We start from the raw sequence: 19,131 nt of genomic DNA on the forward strand, positions 1-19,131 counted from the left end.
AACAGTAAAGTTCTATTTTAAAACAAAACCATATAAATAGAAGAGATGAAGTCGAGATCCATATCCATGAGAATTCAAACGGCTACTCGGTTTTCGAGCCTTCTGAAACGATTGTTAGAATGAACCCTAAGAAATAGGAAGCCATGGCTAATCAAAATAACAGGCACGAAAAAGTCTATTTATACTTTTTCTGTGGCCTTAATATGGGAGGTACAAAAAATGTCTGTTAAAATACGCCCTTATTTAATGATGAATGGTAATGGTAAGGAAGCAGTACAATACTATGAAAAAACGTTAGATGCAGATGTGCTTGAGCTCATTACCTATGGGGACATGCCTGATCCCCCTTCAGCTGATCTAAATGGTCTAGTGGCGCATGCGAAATTAAGTCTAGCAGGGTCAGAAATCTTGCTCTCGGATAGCCCTAGCACGATGCCTGTCCAGCAAGGGAATCAAGTGACGATTTGTATTTCTACAAATGATGTGGAAAAATCCAAAAAGTTTTATGACGCTTTGCAGCCGGAAGGTCAAGTGAAGATGCCGTTTCAAAAAACGTCATTTAGTCCTGGTTACGGTAGTTTAACAGATAAATTTGGTGTGACCTTTTTAATTGATACGGAAGTCGACAGTATGCATTAAGCATGTTATTATTAGAAAAAATGTAGACCGCATGTTAAATTATGGTTCACGATCTTATTATATTTAAGAAAGGGGTATCCAAGTCATGAAGAAACGATCACTTTCATTTTTATCTATTGGTTATGGATACTCTACTGCCGTTTTTTTCTAAAATCATTTTAACGGGTGAAGTGTGTCTAAAAATGATGGAGAAAAAAAGGGTAGGAATACGAATATAATGGGGTAGATACTGTGCAAGATAGCAAAATAACGAGAAAAAACCCAACAAATGTGCCTAAGCCAGTTGGGCATTATACGCATATAACGAAAATACCTAGAAATGCAGATTTATTTGTTACGTCTGGTCAAATTGGGATTGATTCAAATGGTCAATTTCCAGAATGTTTGAATGAGCAAATATCTAATACGTTCAATAATATTAGAAGAGTGTTAGCATCTGAACAATTAGAAGCAACTAATATTATAAAAGTGAATATATGGGCTACGGAAAAAATTGATTGGGATTATATGTATTCCGAGTGGGGTCAATTATTCGGTAATGATTACCCTGCTATGACTGTCGGATATCTTTCTGAGTTAGGCTTGCCTGAAATAAAAGTGGAAATCGAAATTTGGGCAGCTAGCATTTAATATTTACACACTTCATCTAAACCATGGAAACGTCTCAATGAGATGTTTCCATGGTTTGTTTGGCTGGATACTAAATATCGAAGTTATAGAGTAATGGCTACGGTCGTTATGTAAATTGAGAAGAGGCTGGGACAAAAGTGGTTTAACTAAAAGAAAAGCCGAACAATGATAGATGGAGGACGTAAACCGCTCCTGAAATATACTTCGCTTTCCGCGGGAAGCCGGTGAGCCTCCTCGTGCTTCGCACTGCGGGGTCTCACCCTTGGCTTTTCATCCCGCAGGAGTCTACGTATATTTCATCCGCTACGTTCATCTTTTGTTCGGGTTTCCAGATAGACACTTTAGTTATGTCCCAGCCTCAAAGAGATAAGACTCGTGTTTTTATGACAATAGTTGAATGGATTCTCTATTAAAAGCGGGCATGTCGTCTGGTTGTCTACTAGTGACTAGCTGGTTACCACAAACGACGACTTCTTCATCATGCACTTTCGCACCCGCGTATTCTAGGTCCATAAGAATGGATTTAAATCCAGTTGCATCTCGACCTTCAAGTGCTTTTGCTGTAATTAATAACTGAGGTCCATGGCAAATGGCGAATACGGGCTTCTTTTCATCCATAAAATGCTTAGCAAATGCCACAAAGCGGTCATCTCCTCGTAGCATATCTGGTGAAAAGCCACCTGGAATAAATAATGCATCAAAATCTTCAGGTGACACTTCATCAATTCCGTGGTCAATTGTAACCGTTACATCGCCTTGCTTACCTTGCACTTTGTTGTCTGCTTCCTTTTCAATTGTGACGACCTCGTGCCCTGCTCCTTCAAATTCTTCTACTGGTGAAGTATACTCAACATCTTCAAACATGTCTGTGATGACTGTTGCGATTTTAGCCATTTTAAAAACGCCTCCTTAGGTAAATGATTATCGTTATAGTCTTCTTTACCACAAAGAAGTTATATGCAAACATTACCTACCTGAATAATTCACAGAAAATCGATGATAGTATACAATCGCCTATAGAATAGGCAGTTTGCGTATTCCCTTTGGAAAAGTATAGCTGCCGGAAATGCGATAATGAACGCAACGAACGAGGATTTTAGCCATGTGACTCACCCAAAAGATTCAAATCCGACATCAGTACTACCATTACTAATGAAATAATACATGACATGGTCAGCGCCATTATTCCACGCTTCATACTTTCTTTTCAATACTAATAAAATCACCTCTCTAACAACGGTAGGGAATTCATGGTAGCAAGCACTTTAATGTGGTATAGTAACAAAAAATATACCATTGGGTTGTGTTCTAATGTAGACGTATCCTTTGCAATGTGTTGAAACTAAAAAAGTGATGGAGGTTATTTCTGGAAAGTGGGAACCGGTCATTTGGTTTCATTTGTTATATGGCGGAACGATGCATGTCGGAAAATATGAATGGGGATCATTCACATCTAGTATATAATCGAAATGTTATTAAATGAAGAATACTGAATCGTAATATGCACTAATTATTTGCACATACACAAAAGTGATTTTACAACGAATCGCTGAAGAGTTACTACCACCCACACTGTCTTCTTTCACGAGACTCTCGTCCAAAAGAGGCACGATAGTCAGCTTAGTAATGATTTCTGGATCTTTGTAAAAGGAGTTTTAAAATGACAAAAACCTATTTTATTTGGCTAATGATTCATTTTGCTGTATGGTTCCTTATATTTACGGAAGGGACATTCATGATTGATGAAATGCGATTAATTAGTATGTGTCTCTACTTTATCCTCTTATTTTCGGTTCCTCTATTTAGAGAAAAGCCAATCGTGCAATTATTACTATTCTGCATCCAGACACTAACGACTGTTGTCATCTTTTATCCGATATACTATGAGCTGAATCTCTCTGTTTTACTTATTCATCTGTTGCTTATAGCGGAAGCTGTCTATTATCTATCGCGTTTGAGGAGTCTAATGGTAGCAGGGATTCAATTAGGGTGTTTACTGTTTCTCGTTTTTGTAGCGGATATTTCTATCTCCGAACTCTTATGGGGCAGTATGCTTTATTTGTTATCCATCTTCGCTTTATTCTATTTTCAAACGATACATAAGCGAATGCAAGAAGTTCAAGTGAAAAATGATACATTATTAGATGAGTATAGAAAGATGAAAAGACAGCTTGTTACAGAGGAGGAGCAGGTAAGGCAGGATGAGCGGATGATGATTGGTCATGAAATTCATGATTCTGTTGGACATAAACTGACGGCGCTGCTTATGCAATTTGAAGCATTTCGTTTGACAGCACCTGAACAGGATAAAGAAAAAATCGAGAAGCTTAAAGGACTTGCTCAGCAAAGCTTGGAGGAAACAAGGCGAGCAGTGAAATCCTTTAAACAGAAAGAAGTCGGTGGACTACAGGGTGTCATACAATTAATTAGAAAGTTAGAAATGGAAAGCTTCATGAAAGTCAATTTTTCGGTTAAGCATGGTGCGTTTGCTGCACCGATAACTGGCGAGCAATCCTTTGCGATCTATCGTGCGGTACAAGAAGCACTGACGAATATTATGAAGCATAGTTCGACAAGATCGGCACAGGTCATGTTTGAATCGCCTGGTGGGAGTATTTTTCGTTTTGAGGTGGTCAACTTAGCACCTCCTAATTCCTTTTTTCAAGAGGGGTATGGATTGAAGGCAATGCGGGAGCGATTGGAGCAAGTCGGTGGTTCATTAGACATTATCCATGATGAACGTCAATTCGTAGTAAGAGGAAATATACGGTTAATTGAACGGAGAGGATAGCATGATCAAAGTATTGTTAGCAGAAGACCAAGTGATGGTGCGCCAAGGCTTGAAAGCGATGGTGGAAACAGACGAAGAAATTAGTGTAAAGGGTGAAGCAGATAATGGTAAGGAGGCGGTCTGCCTATGTGAAAAGCACTTTTTTGATGTAGCGATTTTAGACATACGGATGCCTGAGATGGATGGGATTGCAGCAGCAAAGATTATACGTTCTCGTTTTCCTCACATAAAGATCCTTATGCTCACTACGTTTGATGATAATGAATTAGTTGTGGAGGCCTTAAAGTTAGGGGCTAGTGGTTATATGCTGAAAAATGGTGATACACAATCACTAATTCGTTCGATAAAAAGTGCGATGAATGGTGGACTTTCCCTAGAAGATAAGGTGGCGGCTAAGGTCATGCCTACCTTACTTCAAAGCCAAGAGGAGGAGACCGTAGATCCAACTTTAACTCCAAGAGAAAGAGCGATTTTAACGTGTATTGGTGAAGGATTAAATAATAAAGAAGTAGCAGAGCGATTAGGCTTGTCAGTCGGAACCGTTAAAAATCAAACGAGTCATATTTTTGATAAATTACAATTAAGAGACCGAACGCAGCTGGCGATTTATGCGATTAAACATCGACTCGTATGATAACAATAAAGTGACAAAAGTCATAAGTGATGGAAAGGAACGTTACCAGAGTCAGTAGTGACTTTGGTTTTTTTGTTTTATCATGCAAATAAGAGAGTTGAGAAACCTTAAGGAGGCAATACGAAATGCTTGAGACCATTCATTTAAGTAAATCATTCAAAGGGAAGAAAGCCGTACAGGATGTCAATTTATATTTGGATCATGGTGAATCAGTCGGATTATTAGGGCCAAATGGCGCTGGAAAATCAACGACCATTTCAATGATGTCTAGTTTGATTAAGCCTACTAGTGGTGAAATTAAGCTCAATGGTACGAACATTATTCATAAGCCAGGAGAGATTAGAAAGGTTTTAGGTGTTGTACCTCAGGAGTTAGCGATTTATGAGGAGCTGTCAGCCTATGAAAACCTGAAATTTTTCGGATCCATTTATAAGTTAAAAGGAAAGGAATTAGAAAAGAGTATTGAGAATGCTTTGGAAATTGTTGGGTTGAAGGATCGACAGAAGGATTTGGTGAAAACTTTTTCTGGAGGGATGAAACGAAGAATAAACATTGCAGCCGCCTTGCTACACCAACCGAAAATACTCATTCTAGATGAGCCCACTGTTGGAATTGATCCACAATCGAGAAATCACATTTTGGAAATGGTTCGCATGTTAAATGAAAAAGAAGGAACGACGGTTTTATATACAAGTCATTACATGGAGGAAGTGGAACAGCTTTGTGATCGGTTGTACATTATGGATCACGGTGAAATTATTGCTGCTGGAACGAAAGAGGAGCTGCTTAGCATTTTATCGACAGAAGATACGATAAAAGTAGAGCTAAGTAAAATGGACGAAGCCTTCGTTGATCGTGTGAAGGTAATTGAAGGTGTTCGTAAAGTCGAGGCTACCCATGTACAAATGAAGATCATTGCAAAAAAAGGAAATGATTTAATTAGAGATCTTGTTCATCTTACTGATCAGTATCAAATCCAAATGATTAATTTCCATCGAGAGACTCCTAGTTTGGAGGATGTATTTCTTCATTTGACTGGTCGGACATTAAGGGATTAAGGAGGTGTAGGCATGTGGAGCTTTATCAAGAAGGATTTGTTACTATTTTGGCGTGATCGTAAGGAGCTTGTTACGATATTAACATTACCGATTGTTTTAGTATTAGTCATGAATTTTGCTTTTTCTGGAATGTTTGGTAGTGATGATGAAGAGCAGCTAGACCTACAGTTGGCTATTGTCAATGAAGATGATGAAAGAGAAGGTCTCGACATCTTAGAGGGAAAGTTGATGGCAGTGTCATCTAGTGAAGACGATGTGATGCAATTTGTAGAATATGCTAGCCATTTACGCCCAGCGTCACTACTATTTGATTATTTCAATAGTGATGAGTTGTCCGAGTGGTTAACTGTTCATGAGCTACAGGAATCCGAAGCTGTTGCAAAAGTCGAAGAAGGGGATTTAGACGGAATCCTCGTTATACCGGATGGTTTTACTGTAGACAGCTTGTATGCTGTGTTTGTAGGTGAACCATCGACGACGTCACTTATTTACAAGATGGAAAGAGAGACCATTAACAGTAGTACGATCTATCAAATTGTTCAAGGTTTTATTGAACATATGAATAATGAGTTTGCTTTACAGGAAATAGGGGGAGCTGCGGAGGCGGAAATTCTATTGCCTGAAGGAGGCTTTGAAGCAGTAGGAGCAGGAGAACGTTTTACGGTATCACAATATTTTACGATCGCGATGGGGATCTTGTTCTCTTTATTTGTAGCTGTAACGGTTGCTACGAAAACAGGAGAGGAACTCAGGCAACAAGTCATTAATCGAATCCTTTTGACGAATAGTCATCCACTACAATTTTTGCTTGGGAAGATAGCCTCAACGTTTTGCTTAGTTTGGTTACAAATTATGTTTGTTTTTGTACTGTCTCATTTTATTTTAGATGTTTTCCCTGATCGTACGATAGCTTTTTGGTTTGGTGTTGTTGGGATTGTGATGGTATTATCATTAGCGATTGCTGGCTTAGCTGCCATGTTTACGAGCATTTCGCTAAGAGTAAAGGACCTTAATGCAGCAAGTGGGATATTTATGATTGTTTTATTACTATTCGGTATGAGTGGTGGGAATTTTGTTCCCGTTTTTATTTTACCTAACTGGTTACAAGAACTGGGCGAATGGACACCGAATGGGCAATCTTTAGTCATCTTAACGGAGTGGGTTCAATTTGAACAGTTCTCCACGATTTTAACACCAAGCCTGTTATTAATAGGTCATTTTCTACTATTTACGACCATTGCATTAGCGTTATATCCGAAAAGGGGGAAGACGAATTGAATTCTGTAATTTGGGCACAGTTTGCCAAAGATAAACGAAACCCTTTAATGATACTATTATTTATTGCTGGTAGTATTCTCATGACTCTCTTATTTGCTGGAGGTGTGTATTCTCCGACAACGGTTTATGTATTTAGTGAGGAAGAGAATGCCACAGAGATTGAAGAAAAATGGGAAGAACTACTAAATGTTGATGATTCATTTCAGTTTGTCATCGTGGAATCAGAGCAAGCTCGTGATGATGTGCAAAGTGGAAAAGTCGATGTAGCAGTAAAACTAATGGAGCAGGATTATCGCTTAGTAATAGCAAGTGAGCTTCCAACGATTCCTTATGTACAACAGCATGTAGATAAGGTATTTCAGCGGGAGGCACAAATAAGTGCCATTGCTAGCTCTAGTAATGATGACCAGGTTCGAGAAGAAATTGAGAGCTATCTAGCTAATGCTCCGTTTCAGTTAGAGACTCAGGGGCTTGAAACGGAAGAGATTCCGCAATTTAATATGAGTACTCAGTTATTATTTGCATTTACTTTTTTTGTATCGATGTTTATTCTCGGTTTAAGAGTAAACAATGTGACAAGCGACAAAGTTTCAGGAGTTTGGGATCGGATGATTTTATCTCCTTTGAGTAAAACGAGTATGTATTGCGGTTATATTATATATAGTTTTCTTATTGCTTTATTTCAAGTCACGGTCGTTTTGCTCGTGTTCAAATATATGATGAATTACGAAGTGGGTGACAACCTTTGGTTAATCATATTGATAGCTACATTCTTTATTTTCAGTATGATTAGCATAGCTATGCTGATAACAGGATTTGTCAAATCGCCAGAGCAATTTTATGCGATTTATCCATCAGTCATACCACTTCTACCGCTAATTAGTGGAGCTTATATGCCACCAGAGACGATTACACACCCTGTGTTAGTGTTTGTTGCCGATCTATTTCCGTTTTCACATGCGATGGATGCAGTGATGTCTGTTGCTTTCTATGGTGCAGGTTTTCAGGACGTGATCATGCAGCTTGTCATCATACTGTTAATAGGTGTGATCGCAATGGGGGTTGGAATTAACCTGATTGAGCGTAGGAGTTAGTAGTTGGAAACGTCATGGGAATTCCTCTCATGGCGTTTTACTTTGATTAGATAATTAGAATGTATAAAATTCATGTAAGGAAGTGTGAGAAGAAGCTAGCGGGACAATTCAATGAAGGCTTAAAGTTAGTTCACCTAAGAAGGGACATCGCTGTTTCTGTCGAAGTTAGTATACGGTGTAGATAAAAATTTCAAAGGATGATGCTGATGGTCTATGTCGCTCTGCTTCGCGGGATTAATGTGGGTGGGAAAAACAAAATAGACATGAAATTGCTTAAACAAACGTTCGAACAAGCTGGAATGAATCATGTCGTAACATACATTAATACAGGTAATATTATTTTTACATATTATGATCGATCAAAAAGAGAGTTAGCACATTTATTAGAAGAAGTGATCCATAATGATTTTGAATTGCCAATCAAAGTCGTCTTACGAAGTTTTGATGACATCAGAGAAATGATACATGCTATTCCAGAAACATGGAAAAACGACAAAGACATGAAAAGTGATGTTATGTTCTTATGGGATGAAGTTGATGATGAATCGGTACTTGGAAAGTTGGTCATTAAACCAAGCATTGATACAGTGAAATATGTACCTGGTGCGATACTCTGGTCGGTTGATAAAGAAAATATAACAAAAAGTGGTATGTCGAGAATCGTGGGATCTAAGCTATACAAACAAGTGACAGTAAGAAATGTCAATACCGTTCGCAAGATTTATGAACGAATGCAAGCTCAACCTACTACAATTGAATAAAGTATTTTAGGTTATCTTAATAGGTCATGCTAGGCCTTTAAGGTAACCTTTTTTAATGGATTCGTTACAAGTTCTTCTGAAAGAATCCCACTTTCAAAATAATTTGAACCCATTGTAACGACTATACACGACGCAATTAAGAAAAGACGCTACGCGTTTTTCTTAACACATACATGATATCTTGTATTTCATCCAGTAGAAAAAGCGTCTTATTCCATTTATAACAAAGAGGGACGTTTCTGATCATACTATATATACAAAGGAAGGAGGAGGTTAAGATTGTTAACTTTAACGAATATCAATAAAAGCTATGCTAGTAAAAAGGCATTATCTAATGTGTCATTGACTATTTCGAATGGAGTTTGTTTTGGGTTAGTTGGTCCTAACGGGGCAGGTAAGTCAACCTTGATTAAAGTGATCTCTTCGGTCATTAGAGATTACAAGGGAAAGGTTCAGCTTCCGAAAAATCAAATGAAGATCGGTTATGTCCCGCAGGATATTGCATTAGAGGAAACGGTGACGGCTTATGATAATTTACGATTTTTCGGAAATATTTATGGGTTGAGAGGAAAAGAGTTATTAAAACGTGTGGATGAAGTCTTATTGGAAATTGGGCTGAAAGAGCGAGCGAAGGAAAAGGTGATCACCTTTTCTGGTGGGATGAAGCGACGCTTAAATATTGGATGTGCGCTTTTGCACAAACCAGATCTTATTATTATGGATGAGCCGACTGTCGGTGTTGATCCTCAGTCGCGCCGATACATTTTTGAGATGGTGGATCAATTAAAGAAGCAAGGAAGCACGATTATATATGCAAGTCATTATATGGAAGAAATTGAGCAAATATGTGATGAGGCAGCATTTATTGACAACGGTCAGATTATTGAATGTGGGGGAATTAACCAATTGCTTTCTGAACACGCAACTCCATCTATTTATGTAAAAGGAGAAAACTGTATCCCTAGTCAATTAAATCAGACTAATATAGTAAAAGACAAGGATGGCGGATGTGTGATAACGACTAAAGATCCACTTAGTACGATGGAGGAAGTGATCAACTTCTGTAAGAAGGAAGATGGACGGATTGAACGTTTAGAACTTGTTCAGCCAAGGTTAGAGGACATTTTCTTTTCATTAACCGGAAGTAAACTAAGAGATTAGTGAAAATAGGAGGAAGGTGATAACAAATGAATGCGATTATGAAATTAGAGTTGAAGAAAAACCTTCAAGATAGAGGCCTTTTATTTTGGACGATTATTTTACCTATTGCTTTTACCGTATTATTCATATCTGTATTCACGTCTGGTACTAGTGAAGCAGAGAGCGAACAAGTGATATTATCAATCGTACCAGGGTATACAATTATGTTTATTTTCTTTATTATGATATCAATGACTGAATCTTTTATTAAGGATCGCAATATTGGTATGGTTGCTAGAATGGCTAGTACCCCATTGTCATCGTACAGCTATTTATTAGGAAAATGGGTCTCTTATATGTACGTCGTTATGTTACAAGTGTTAGTATTGTTGATGTTTGGAAAGCTTGTATATGATGTACCATTAGAACAACCTATCTTTTTACTTGTTATTTTCATAACCTTGACATTTACAGTGACAGGACTTGGACTGGCACTTGCGATGATGGTTAAAACAAATAACATGGGAGTTGCTTTGACACAGGTTATCGCTTTGGGAGGTGCAGTGCTTGGAGGGCTATGGATGCCAATCGATATGATGCCTAATGTGATTCAGACAATAAGCTTGTTTTTGCCGCAATATTGGGGACATCAAGCTGTTCAGGAAGCCATGGCAGGCACACTTCAGATAGGAGAATTCTTTCGGACAATCGTTATTCTGTTTAGTTTTGGTATCGTAGCTTTTGTAATAGCGTTAGTCTGTTATCCGCACTTCTTAAAGCGAGCAAAGGGATAGTTGCAAAGGGGGCTTAATGGTGAAGGTAAACATCGATATTGATGATAAACACTCTGAACCATCTATAACAATTAAGACGAATGAGTGGACGGAGGAGCTAGAGGAAATCGTAAATATTATTAAAGGGAAAAATCGGAGACGACTGTTTGGGTTTGAGTCCGATCAGACCGTACTGCTTGACCCTAATGATATTGATTTTATCTACGCAGAAAATAGAAAAGTTTTTGCGTGTATGGAGAGTCGTCGTGTCGAGTTAAGAATGAAGCTCTATGAAATTGAAGAAATTTTAGCCCCCTTTCATTATATGCGCTTTTCTAAGTCTGTTATCGGTAATCTCAATCATATTGACCGTTTTGAATTATCATTCAACGGGAACCTTTGTGTTTATTTTTACTCCGGGAACAAGGAATATATTTCTAGGAATTTTGTGAATCCTATCAAAAAGAGATTAACGATAGGAGGGAAACTATGATAGTAGAAGCGGTAAAACGAATGATGACAGGAATTGCTTTTGGTGGGTTGATCACATTCATCGTACTAACGATCATACACTTTAATGATATAGAAACCACTATTTTCTACGTGTGGGCTTCAATGCTTTGCTCTTTTATTATCGGTATTTATTTTGGTTTGTCTTCCTTTATTTTTGAAGCGAATGATTGGAGTTTATTAAAACAGACAGTCATCCATTTTATGATGTCGATTAGTTTTTACTTCATTATTGCTTTGATTGTTGGTTGGGTGCCCCTAACGGTTCTTGCTATTCTGTTGACTAGCCTTATTTTTATCCTCTTTTATGCACTCATGTGGACTGGCTATTATTTGTACTACAAAAGGATTGAGAAATCGATGAATGACAGTCTTTCGAAAAAAGATTAGGGGAGAGGCTTTGTTTTTAAGGAGGCTAGTTCTTAAGAAAGTAGGAAGCAATGTTGAAAGAGAGTGTACGAATCGTTTAATTGTTTCGTGCACTTTTCGTTATTTAGGAATGATGTAGAGCATTGGTTATCTCAACCAATTGGAAATCTCACATATAATATCTATAACTATATATGACTATTTGTAAAACTAAACTGCCACAGCCTGTTGAATTCAGGGCTATGGCAGCGTAAGTATTTTTTCTTGTCCCGTTTTAAAGGGACAGTTCAAATGTTCTCAAAGGTGTTTTTAATAAAAGAAGTACAAGTGAATCACTAAAAGGACGATTAACATTAATCTTGCTCATATTCAATAATGGCTTCAATAGATTGGTGTGAATTTGATCTTTCCACAAGGTTCCCAACAAGCTTTTCTCCGTCACGTCCATATGCTTCACGAATTGTTTCCCATTGATTGTGATAAGGACTGAAACGCAAGGTGAAATACGGCTCTTCTGAATATGTGTATTCAATTTTTAATTCAAAAGTTCCGTCAGGGTTTACCCTTGTTTCGTCTTCACGACCCCATCGGTCTGAATAAAAGCCTGTTATCGCACTACCTTCCAATAAATTCGTTCTTCCTTCTACGTAGAAAAATTCGCCATCTTCTGTCACTTCATCTACTTCAATCCAAACTCGAGGGTCACCTGCATCCTCAGGAGGTTCTCCCCATTCAGGTTCACTAAATTCATGCTCATTCTCTTCGTCTTGTGCGAGCAGTGGTAAACGAATTTCGGCTTTTTGATAAACACGTTCAAGGTCCCAATGCTGTGCTAGATAGACATATGGTCCTTCCATTAATTCACCAGTTTCACCGTAGTGTTCAAGTATTTCTTCCTCTTGCATACTATGGTAAAAGTCAAATGTGATGACAACCTCAGCATCTCCATATTGATGATGCTCTAGCTCCATATTAAAATGCCCTTTATTATCTACCAGTTCAGTAGTGTCAAAAAATACTTCGTTTTCGTTAACAAATAACGTTCCTGTCACTCTTGAACCTTCAATCAAATTAGTGCGACCATCAATTAATATGCGATCGTCCTTTTCAATCACATTACCGCCTAGATAGACATTCGTGTCACCTAATGAGTTCCCGCAGCCTGCTAACAATAAAAGTGAGCCTAGAATCATTAAGAACATGATTCGACTTTGATACGTATTTAGCATTTGTGTCACCTATTCCTCGTCTTCTTCCGAATCTACATCTTCTTCATCAGAATCTAGATCCTCTATATCATCTAAGTCTTCGTCACTATCTTCCATGGTGTTCGGTTCGTTACTGCTACCGCTTTCAGAACGTTTCTCATCCCATGGAATTCTTTTTTCTACATATTGTCTATCAGTGTTATACTGGTTAGTTTGTACAAGGTTACCAACTAGTCTTTGGCCGTTCGCACCATATGCTTCTTCTATTTCATTCCATTGAAAATTGTACGGTTCAAATGTAATAACGATGTCGCGATCCTCTAAATATTCATAATCAAATTTAAAATTAAATGATCCATCTGGTAATACTTGTGTGGTATCGCGGTTATATCTGTATTCAGCTTTTATTTCACTACCTTCTAATAGGTTACTACGACCATGGATGTAGAAATATTCTCCATCTTCTTGGATGTCGTCAACCTCAATCCAAACACGAGGATCACCATAATCTTCTGGAAGTTCATACCAATCTGGTGCTTGAATGACTAATTCATTGTTATCACTTGGATCATAAAACACTTTCGCTTCGGCTTTTTTATAAATGTTATTAAATACCTTGTGTCTATAAATAAATGGTCCGTCTAAATTTTGGCCTCTATCGCCATAATGTCTAATTACATGATCTTCTTGAACACTATCAAAGTCCATGCGAACGATAATTTCTGCTTCACCATACTGGTGATGATCTAACTCAATATAAAAACTACCATCCTCTCGGACAAGCTCGGTACTGTCTGAGTAGATAGTCTCACCTTCATCTACAAGTACTTCTCCGATAAGGCGTGAACCAGCAATTAAATTACTTTGTCCTTCGATAATAAACGTTTGGCCTTCCTCAATGACACGGCCACTAAAATCAATGACATAATCACCTAATGTAGTTTGTTCCGGACTCTCTGGCTCAGAATCTTCGTTTTCTACGGCATCCTCTTCTTCATTTGTTGCTACATCCTCTTCACTTTTTCCGGCGTCACCTTCAGTTCCACTTGTATCTGTACCGCATGCCGTAACTAGAACTAAAAGAAAGGCAACTAGCAAACTTCCTAACCATTTATAGCTTTTTAACATAAGATATAGCCCCCTGAATTATTTTAAATTGATGACAATTTCAACTCTGCGATTTTTCGCTTGCCCTTCTTCTGAATCATTTGAAGCAATGGGTCTGTCTGCACCCAACCCTTCCGTTGTGAAGGTTACTTCGCTTGAATCGAGCTGGTCCTCTAAATAGTTCCGAACTTCATCTGCTCTCTTTTTCGATAAGTCTAGATTATATTGGTCATTTCCAATATTATCGGTATGTCCGTAAATGACAATATCAAAGTCCTTTTTATTAAAGGAATTCTTTAAAGTCTCACCAATTTCGTCGAGCGTTTCTTTTGATGAATTCTTTAATTCATATTCATCAAAATCAAATAGAACATTATCTGGCACTAGCATAGTGACTTCTGATCCATCAATCGTCAATTCAACGTTATCAGGCACATCAATTGTCGTTGATTCCTGTTCGATATACGTTTCAATAAATTGTTTATCGCTATATTTATCAGGAACGACTAAATTACCAACTAGCTTCTGTCCTCTTGAACCATAACGTTCTTGTGTTTCATTCCACTGGGTAAAGTGACTTGGATCAAAACGAATGGTAAAGCTGGAATCCTCCTTATATTCATAAGGAACTTTTAAGTAAAATGAGCCATCAGGCAAAATGCGTGTTTCATCTTGACGACCTCTATTACCAAAAGAAACAAAAATTGTTGCACCTTCACTTAGATTACTTCGTCCTTGTAAATAATAAAATTCACCGTCATTATTGATTTCATCAACTTCAATCCAAACACGGACGTCACCCATATCTTCAGGAATAGGGTGCCAATTTGCTTCTCTAAAGTGACGAATGGCTTTTTCCTCACTCGGCTCAAATGAAGCCACCACCATCGCTTGATTGAAAATATTTTGTGGGTTTCCGCCCCCTACTTGACCTTGGTGCCTATATATATATGGACCTTCTAAGTTCTGACCACGATCGCCATAATGGCGAATGATTGCTTGATCCTGCTGACCATCAAAGTGAAATCTCACTCGTACAATTGTTTCCTCGCCTAAATTGTGATTGTCCAGCTCTATATAAAATTCTCCGTTTTCTTGAACAATCTCTGATGTATCATTAAAAAAGACTAAGTCGTCTTCATCGCCAACGAGAATTTCTCCGAAAATACGAGCACCTGGAAGCAAATTACTTTCCCCGTAAATAATGATTTGATCCTCGGTTTCGAGCATTTCACCTCCCATATAGACGCTATAATCACCTATATCATCGCGCTTCTCCTCATCTTCAACAGGCTCAGTCTCGCCCACTGATTCTGATTCTTCCATTAACGACTCCTCTTCTTCAATCGAATCGGTTGTTTGATCTTCTTTCGTTTCTTCATCTACTTCTACATCAGGTTCCTCAGGTGTTTCATCAATGACTTGATGATCCTCATCAAGACTCGTCTCTTGTTCAGACCCACAACCTACTGTGAAGAAAACAATAAAAAGTAAACAAACAGTAAGAGTCACCCTATCCATATCGTAACCTCCTCATTTGAAAATGACTTGAATGATTAATTTTACAAAAAATGACACAATATGACCATTTTAAATCATAGCAAATTGTATAATTTTAGGCATGAGTACAATTTCATGCTCTTTTTTTCATAGTTTTTTAAAAAATCAGAATCGCCCTTTAGAGAGCGTGTTCAAAAAGCACCTCAAGAAGCAAGGGAATGGCGCCGTTCGCTACGCGTCTTGTGGGGAGAAAACCGCTCCCCACAAGATTTTTAAAAGATGTAGCGAATACGATTGACACTAAATGAGTGCGTAGATTGAAACGTTCCACTTTCGAAATACTCAAACCTTTGTAACAGCACAGCGCAATTAAGAAAAAACCGTTGCGCGGTTTTTCTTAGTTACTCTTCTTCTCTAAGAATCTGGCCTTCGATGTGTTTTCGTTCGAGCTGGTGCTTCGTTTTACGGTAGTCTACCGATTTGAAGATAATATCGAAATCATAGTTTGGTGGGTAGAGCTCGCTCGCACGGATATGAAGAGTTAAACGTTTATGGTTTATGCGCTGCTTTTCCCCTTTGATTTGCACAACGTAGTTTCCTGTCTCGTCAGGTCCTTTATAGACGATACCAACGGCACCATATGGAGAAACGGTCACGTTGTCTCCTTGGTCGAATAAGGGGATTGGTGATTTTTTTGATTTCCGTTCTGTGCGCATATAGTTTGTTGTACGTAATTGATTTTCGTAACGGTGCTTTTGCTTTTGATCGATATCTGTTATAGAATATCGGGTTTCATTAAATGGATTACCTGTTAGCTGTCGAGCCTTATGAATGAGCGTTGGATGGAGACCAAGCTTGAAGGCAATATCGAAAGCCTGACTATTGCCCATTTCCCCTAATAAGAGGCGATAGGTTGGTTGAAGTGTCTTTACATCAAATTCCATCGATCCATTCAAAAAGCCATCGTGCGTCTTAGAAAGGGTCTTTAGCTCTCGGTAATGGGTTGTCGCTAAAATCGTTGCGCCTTTTGCAAAAAGTTGTTCCAAAAGAACTTGTGCAAGAGCCATTCCTTCGTTTGGGTCAGTTCCCGATCCGAGCTCATCCACGAGCACTAATGTTTGATCATCGGCGTTTTCAAGAATGTGAATAATGTTAGTTAATCTTGAACTGAACGTGCTTAAATTTTGTTCGATGCTTTGACCATCACCGATGTCAACGAATAGCTTCTGAAACACGTGAAGCGATGTCTTAGGTCCAGCAGGGATCATCAAACCTGTCTGAGCCATTAAGGTAAGAAGCCCAACCGTTTTTAATGTCACCGTTTTTCCACCTGTATTTGGACCCATGATGATAAGTGCTCGCTCGTGAACCCCTAACGTTAAGGAGAGAGGCACCGCTTGCTCACCTAATAGAGGATGGCGCGCTTCATCGAGGTGGATCAAGTATTCTTCATTTAAAGCGGGGATGGAGCCGTCGATGGTTTGACCGTATTTCGCTTTAGCAAATAGGACATCATAGAAATGCATAATGTCTATTGCTATGTTCAACTCTTTTTCAATATCTAGAATACTTGCGGTTAATGTATAAAGGATTGTTTCTACTTCGTAGTTCTCAGCAGCAAGCAGGTCATTCAATTCATCGTATAGTGCTGTCACTTCTTTCGGCTCCATAAACACGGTCGCTCCTGAAGAGGACGTGTCAATGATAACGCCGGAGACTTTAGAACGAAATTGCTTTTTGATTGGGATGGTGAAACGTCCATTCTTTTCTACGATGATGCTCTCTTGAAGATACGGAGCAAGCTTTTTTGAGCGACACATAGTTTCTGCCTTTTCCCTTACCTCTGCTCGTTTTATCCGAAGGTGTCGTCGGATGGTTGCCAGTTCTGGTGTGGCATGGTCATCAATTTGGCCGTTACGAAGGTTGCGTGCGATGTCACTTTCGATATTAGCCATGTTTTCGATTGATTGTACATACGTCGCGACGTTCGGAGCTACTGTCTCTTTATCGCGCATAAACATTTTAAGCTTGCGGCAATGCTCGAGAAAGGAAAGGACACGCTGGAGCTGACTTGGTTGTAAAAATAACCCCTTTTTCGCTTGCTCTAGGTAGGAGGTCATATCGTCAAGCGAATGAATCGGGACACTCGAGTTGATTTCGAGAATTTTGGAGGCTTCGTGTACCTCATTTAGCATGTGTTCAATACGCTTTTTGACAAGCTCTGGTTTACTCTTCTTAATCGTTTCCTTTGCCCGTTCTGTGTAGGCAAATGAAGTCACGGTTTTTAAAATGTGCTGGTAGTCGAGTTGTTGAAGGGATCTATTGTTCATAATAAGAATTATCCTTTCTGTATAAAAATGTACACAAAAAACGCCTCAAGCAATCGCTTGAGGCGTTCGTTCGCCCTTTACGTTGAATAGACCCCAAAAGTGTCAGACAGGTGTCTAAAATTGCTCGGTTCTTAACTAGTACGAAAAGGTAGCACAAATAAACCGACGAGCTGTCGATTTTTTTGACCGATTCGTACGTATCCAATTACGGATTAGTTAAGAACACTCACACTCATAAAACAAACTCCTTTATGCCCCATTCTAAGGGAGCAATCAACGTAAAGGTTGTGTAATTACTCAAAGTGTATACATGTATCTTACTTTTGTCAATGAGCTTGTCGGGAAGGTGGTCCATGTAGGGTTCAAATACGATATGAGGTATTGCATAAGCCAGCATGAGGAAGCGCTCTTAACGGGCAATTACGATCATATTTTACTAATATAGGTCAACACCGCTTCACGCAAAAAGGCAGCCCCACCTTTCACCCTCTGATCATAATAATCCCTAAACCGTTCATCCTGCACATACATCTCAACAAGTCCAGCATGGGCTTCATGCGAGTAGCGTGGCCATGAATACATGAGCCATTCTTTATGTTTTCGAGCAAGCTGTTGTGCGACATCTGAAGCAGGATCACCTATTGAAATGGCCTCTTTTAATAAAGAAACCAACTCAAGTTCTAATGCTTGCATCGCATTGTAATCCTTTTCGGACATACCTTTTAATTTGGTATTGCTTGCTTCAACTGTTTCATGACCATACTTGTTACGAATTTCGTTGCCGTATTTTGCTTCATTTTCGGCGATTAATTGATCTTTTAAGCCTTCAAATTTCTCTTTGTCTGTCATGTTTAAACCTCCTTCATAGCTGTTAATGGTTTTTCTCATCGTTTTGAGAATTTTTTCAAGGCGGTCACGTTTTCTCATTAAATGCTTGTAATGATGCTTCAACGCTTCTGTTTGATCAACATCAGGCTGATGAATCAGCCTCTTAATCACATCTAAATGAAGATCTAACTCGCGATAAAATAAAATTTGCTGAAGCAAATCAACCTCTTTTCTGCCATATATTCGATAGCCAGATGAATTGACTCTCGCAGGCTTTAATAGCCCAATTTGATCGTAATAGCGAAGTGTACGTCCGCTAATACCAGACATTTGCGCTAGTTTTTGAACGGTGTATTCCATCGTGAACCCTCCTTGAAGTTGATCATACACCTTTACGTAACGTAAAGGTCAATGGAATTTGATGATTTTCAAAAAAATATGACATCATGTAAAGTATGATGTATTTTCGGTTTTATCGATA

General features: G+C 38.6%; 19 protein-coding genes. 13 read left to right on the forward strand and 6 right to left on the reverse strand.

Features of this window, described 5'->3' with window-relative positions:
- Positions 1–219 precede the first annotated feature (219 nt).
- Positions 220–639 carry a VOC family protein gene (locus MW695_RS09850; protein ID WP_247105138.1) on the forward strand — a complete coding sequence of 140 codons (420 nt, stop codon included), beginning with the start codon at positions 220–222 and terminating at the stop codon, positions 637–639.
- A 231-nt stretch (positions 640–870) separates the two neighbouring features.
- A complete protein-coding gene (locus MW695_RS09855; RefSeq protein ID WP_247105139.1) occupies positions 871–1,269 on the forward strand; it encodes a RidA family protein in 399 nt (132 codons plus the stop codon).
- Between the two features lie 381 nt (positions 1,270–1,650).
- Here the strand turns inward: MW695_RS09855 and MW695_RS09860 are convergent, their stop codons facing one another.
- On the reverse strand, positions 1,651–2,163 hold the full coding sequence (locus MW695_RS09860; RefSeq protein ID WP_247105140.1) for a type 1 glutamine amidotransferase domain-containing protein: 513 nt from the start codon (positions 2,161–2,163) through the stop codon (positions 1,651–1,653).
- A gap of 432 nt (positions 2,164–2,595) precedes the next feature.
- On the opposite strand from MW695_RS09860, the gene MW695_RS09865 reads away from it, so the two are divergent.
- From MW695_RS09865 to MW695_RS09915, 11 genes are all read left to right on the forward strand, one after another.
- Complete coding sequence (locus tag MW695_RS09865; RefSeq protein ID WP_247105141.1) at positions 2,596–2,733, forward strand: hypothetical protein; 138 nt, start codon at positions 2,596–2,598, stop codon at positions 2,731–2,733.
- 196 nt (positions 2,734–2,929) lie between these two features.
- Positions 2,930–4,060, forward strand: coding sequence for a sensor histidine kinase (locus tag MW695_RS09870; RefSeq protein WP_247105142.1), 1,131 nt, complete (start codon positions 2,930–2,932; stop codon positions 4,058–4,060).
- A gap of 1 nt (position 4,061) precedes the next feature.
- Positions 4,062–4,694 carry a response regulator transcription factor gene (locus MW695_RS09875; RefSeq protein ID WP_247105143.1) on the forward strand — a complete coding sequence of 211 codons (633 nt, stop codon included), beginning with the start codon at positions 4,062–4,064 and terminating at the stop codon, positions 4,692–4,694.
- 125 nt (positions 4,695–4,819) lie between these two features.
- Positions 4,820–5,752, forward strand: coding sequence for an ABC transporter ATP-binding protein (locus MW695_RS09880; protein ID WP_247105144.1), 933 nt, complete (start codon positions 4,820–4,822; stop codon positions 5,750–5,752).
- Positions 5,753–5,764: 12 nt separating this feature from the next.
- On the forward strand, positions 5,765–7,030 hold the full coding sequence (locus MW695_RS09885) for an ABC transporter permease (protein ID WP_247105145.1): 1,266 nt from the start codon (positions 5,765–5,767) through the stop codon (positions 7,028–7,030).
- Positions 7,027–8,124, forward strand: a complete 1,098-nt coding sequence (locus tag MW695_RS09890; protein WP_247105146.1) for an ABC transporter permease — start codon at positions 7,027–7,029, stop codon at positions 8,122–8,124. The genes MW695_RS09885 and MW695_RS09890 overlap by 4 nt, the downstream gene beginning before the upstream one ends.
- A gap of 206 nt (positions 8,125–8,330) precedes the next feature.
- A complete protein-coding gene (locus tag MW695_RS09895; protein ID WP_247105147.1) occupies positions 8,331–8,885 on the forward strand; it encodes a DUF1697 domain-containing protein in 555 nt (184 codons plus the stop codon).
- Between the two features lie 279 nt (positions 8,886–9,164).
- Positions 9,165–10,046, forward strand: coding sequence for an ABC transporter ATP-binding protein (locus MW695_RS09900; RefSeq protein ID WP_247105148.1), 882 nt, complete (start codon positions 9,165–9,167; stop codon positions 10,044–10,046).
- Between the two features lie 26 nt (positions 10,047–10,072).
- The gene (locus MW695_RS09905) at positions 10,073–10,819 is read left to right on the forward strand and encodes an ABC transporter permease (protein WP_247105149.1); all 747 of its coding nucleotides are present in this window, start codon (positions 10,073–10,075) and stop codon (positions 10,817–10,819) included.
- A gap of 19 nt (positions 10,820–10,838) precedes the next feature.
- Positions 10,839–11,291: a LytTR family DNA-binding domain-containing protein gene (locus MW695_RS09910; protein WP_247105150.1), complete on the forward strand. Its 453-nt coding sequence runs from the start codon at positions 10,839–10,841 to the stop codon at positions 11,289–11,291.
- Positions 11,288–11,698, forward strand: a complete 411-nt coding sequence (locus tag MW695_RS09915; RefSeq protein ID WP_247105151.1) for a DUF3021 domain-containing protein — start codon at positions 11,288–11,290, stop codon at positions 11,696–11,698. The genes MW695_RS09910 and MW695_RS09915 overlap by 4 nt, the downstream gene beginning before the upstream one ends.
- 332 nt (positions 11,699–12,030) lie before the next feature.
- Here MW695_RS09915 and MW695_RS09920 read toward each other — a convergent pair whose 3' ends face one another.
- The 5 genes from MW695_RS09920 to MW695_RS09940 all read right to left on the reverse strand — a co-directional run bounded on the left by MW695_RS09920 (position 12,031) and on the right by MW695_RS09940 (position 19,010).
- Positions 12,031–12,915: a hypothetical protein gene (locus tag MW695_RS09920; RefSeq protein ID WP_247105152.1), complete on the reverse strand. Its 885-nt coding sequence runs from the start codon at positions 12,913–12,915 to the stop codon at positions 12,031–12,033.
- Positions 12,916–14,013 (reverse strand): hypothetical protein, encoded by a 1,098-nt coding sequence (locus MW695_RS09925; RefSeq protein WP_247105153.1) that lies wholly within the window; start codon positions 14,011–14,013, stop codon positions 12,916–12,918.
- Between the two features lie 18 nt (positions 14,014–14,031).
- Positions 14,032–15,513 (reverse strand): OmpA family protein, encoded by a 1,482-nt coding sequence (locus MW695_RS09930; RefSeq protein ID WP_247105154.1) that lies wholly within the window; start codon positions 15,511–15,513, stop codon positions 14,032–14,034.
- A gap of 380 nt (positions 15,514–15,893) precedes the next feature.
- Complete coding sequence (locus MW695_RS09935) at positions 15,894–17,822, reverse strand: endonuclease MutS2 (RefSeq protein WP_247105155.1); 1,929 nt, start codon at positions 17,820–17,822, stop codon at positions 15,894–15,896.
- 426 nt (positions 17,823–18,248) lie between these two features.
- Positions 18,249–19,010: a MerR family transcriptional regulator gene (locus MW695_RS09940; protein ID WP_247105156.1), complete on the reverse strand. Its 762-nt coding sequence runs from the start codon at positions 19,008–19,010 to the stop codon at positions 18,249–18,251.
- Positions 19,011–19,131: the final 121 nt, after the last annotated feature.

Origin of the sequence: Halalkalibacter sp. APA_J-10(15) (genome assembly GCF_023017105.1) — a bacterium.
In the GTDB taxonomy this organism is placed as follows: Bacteria; Bacillota; Bacilli; order Bacillales; family Bacillaceae_D; genus Halalkalibacter.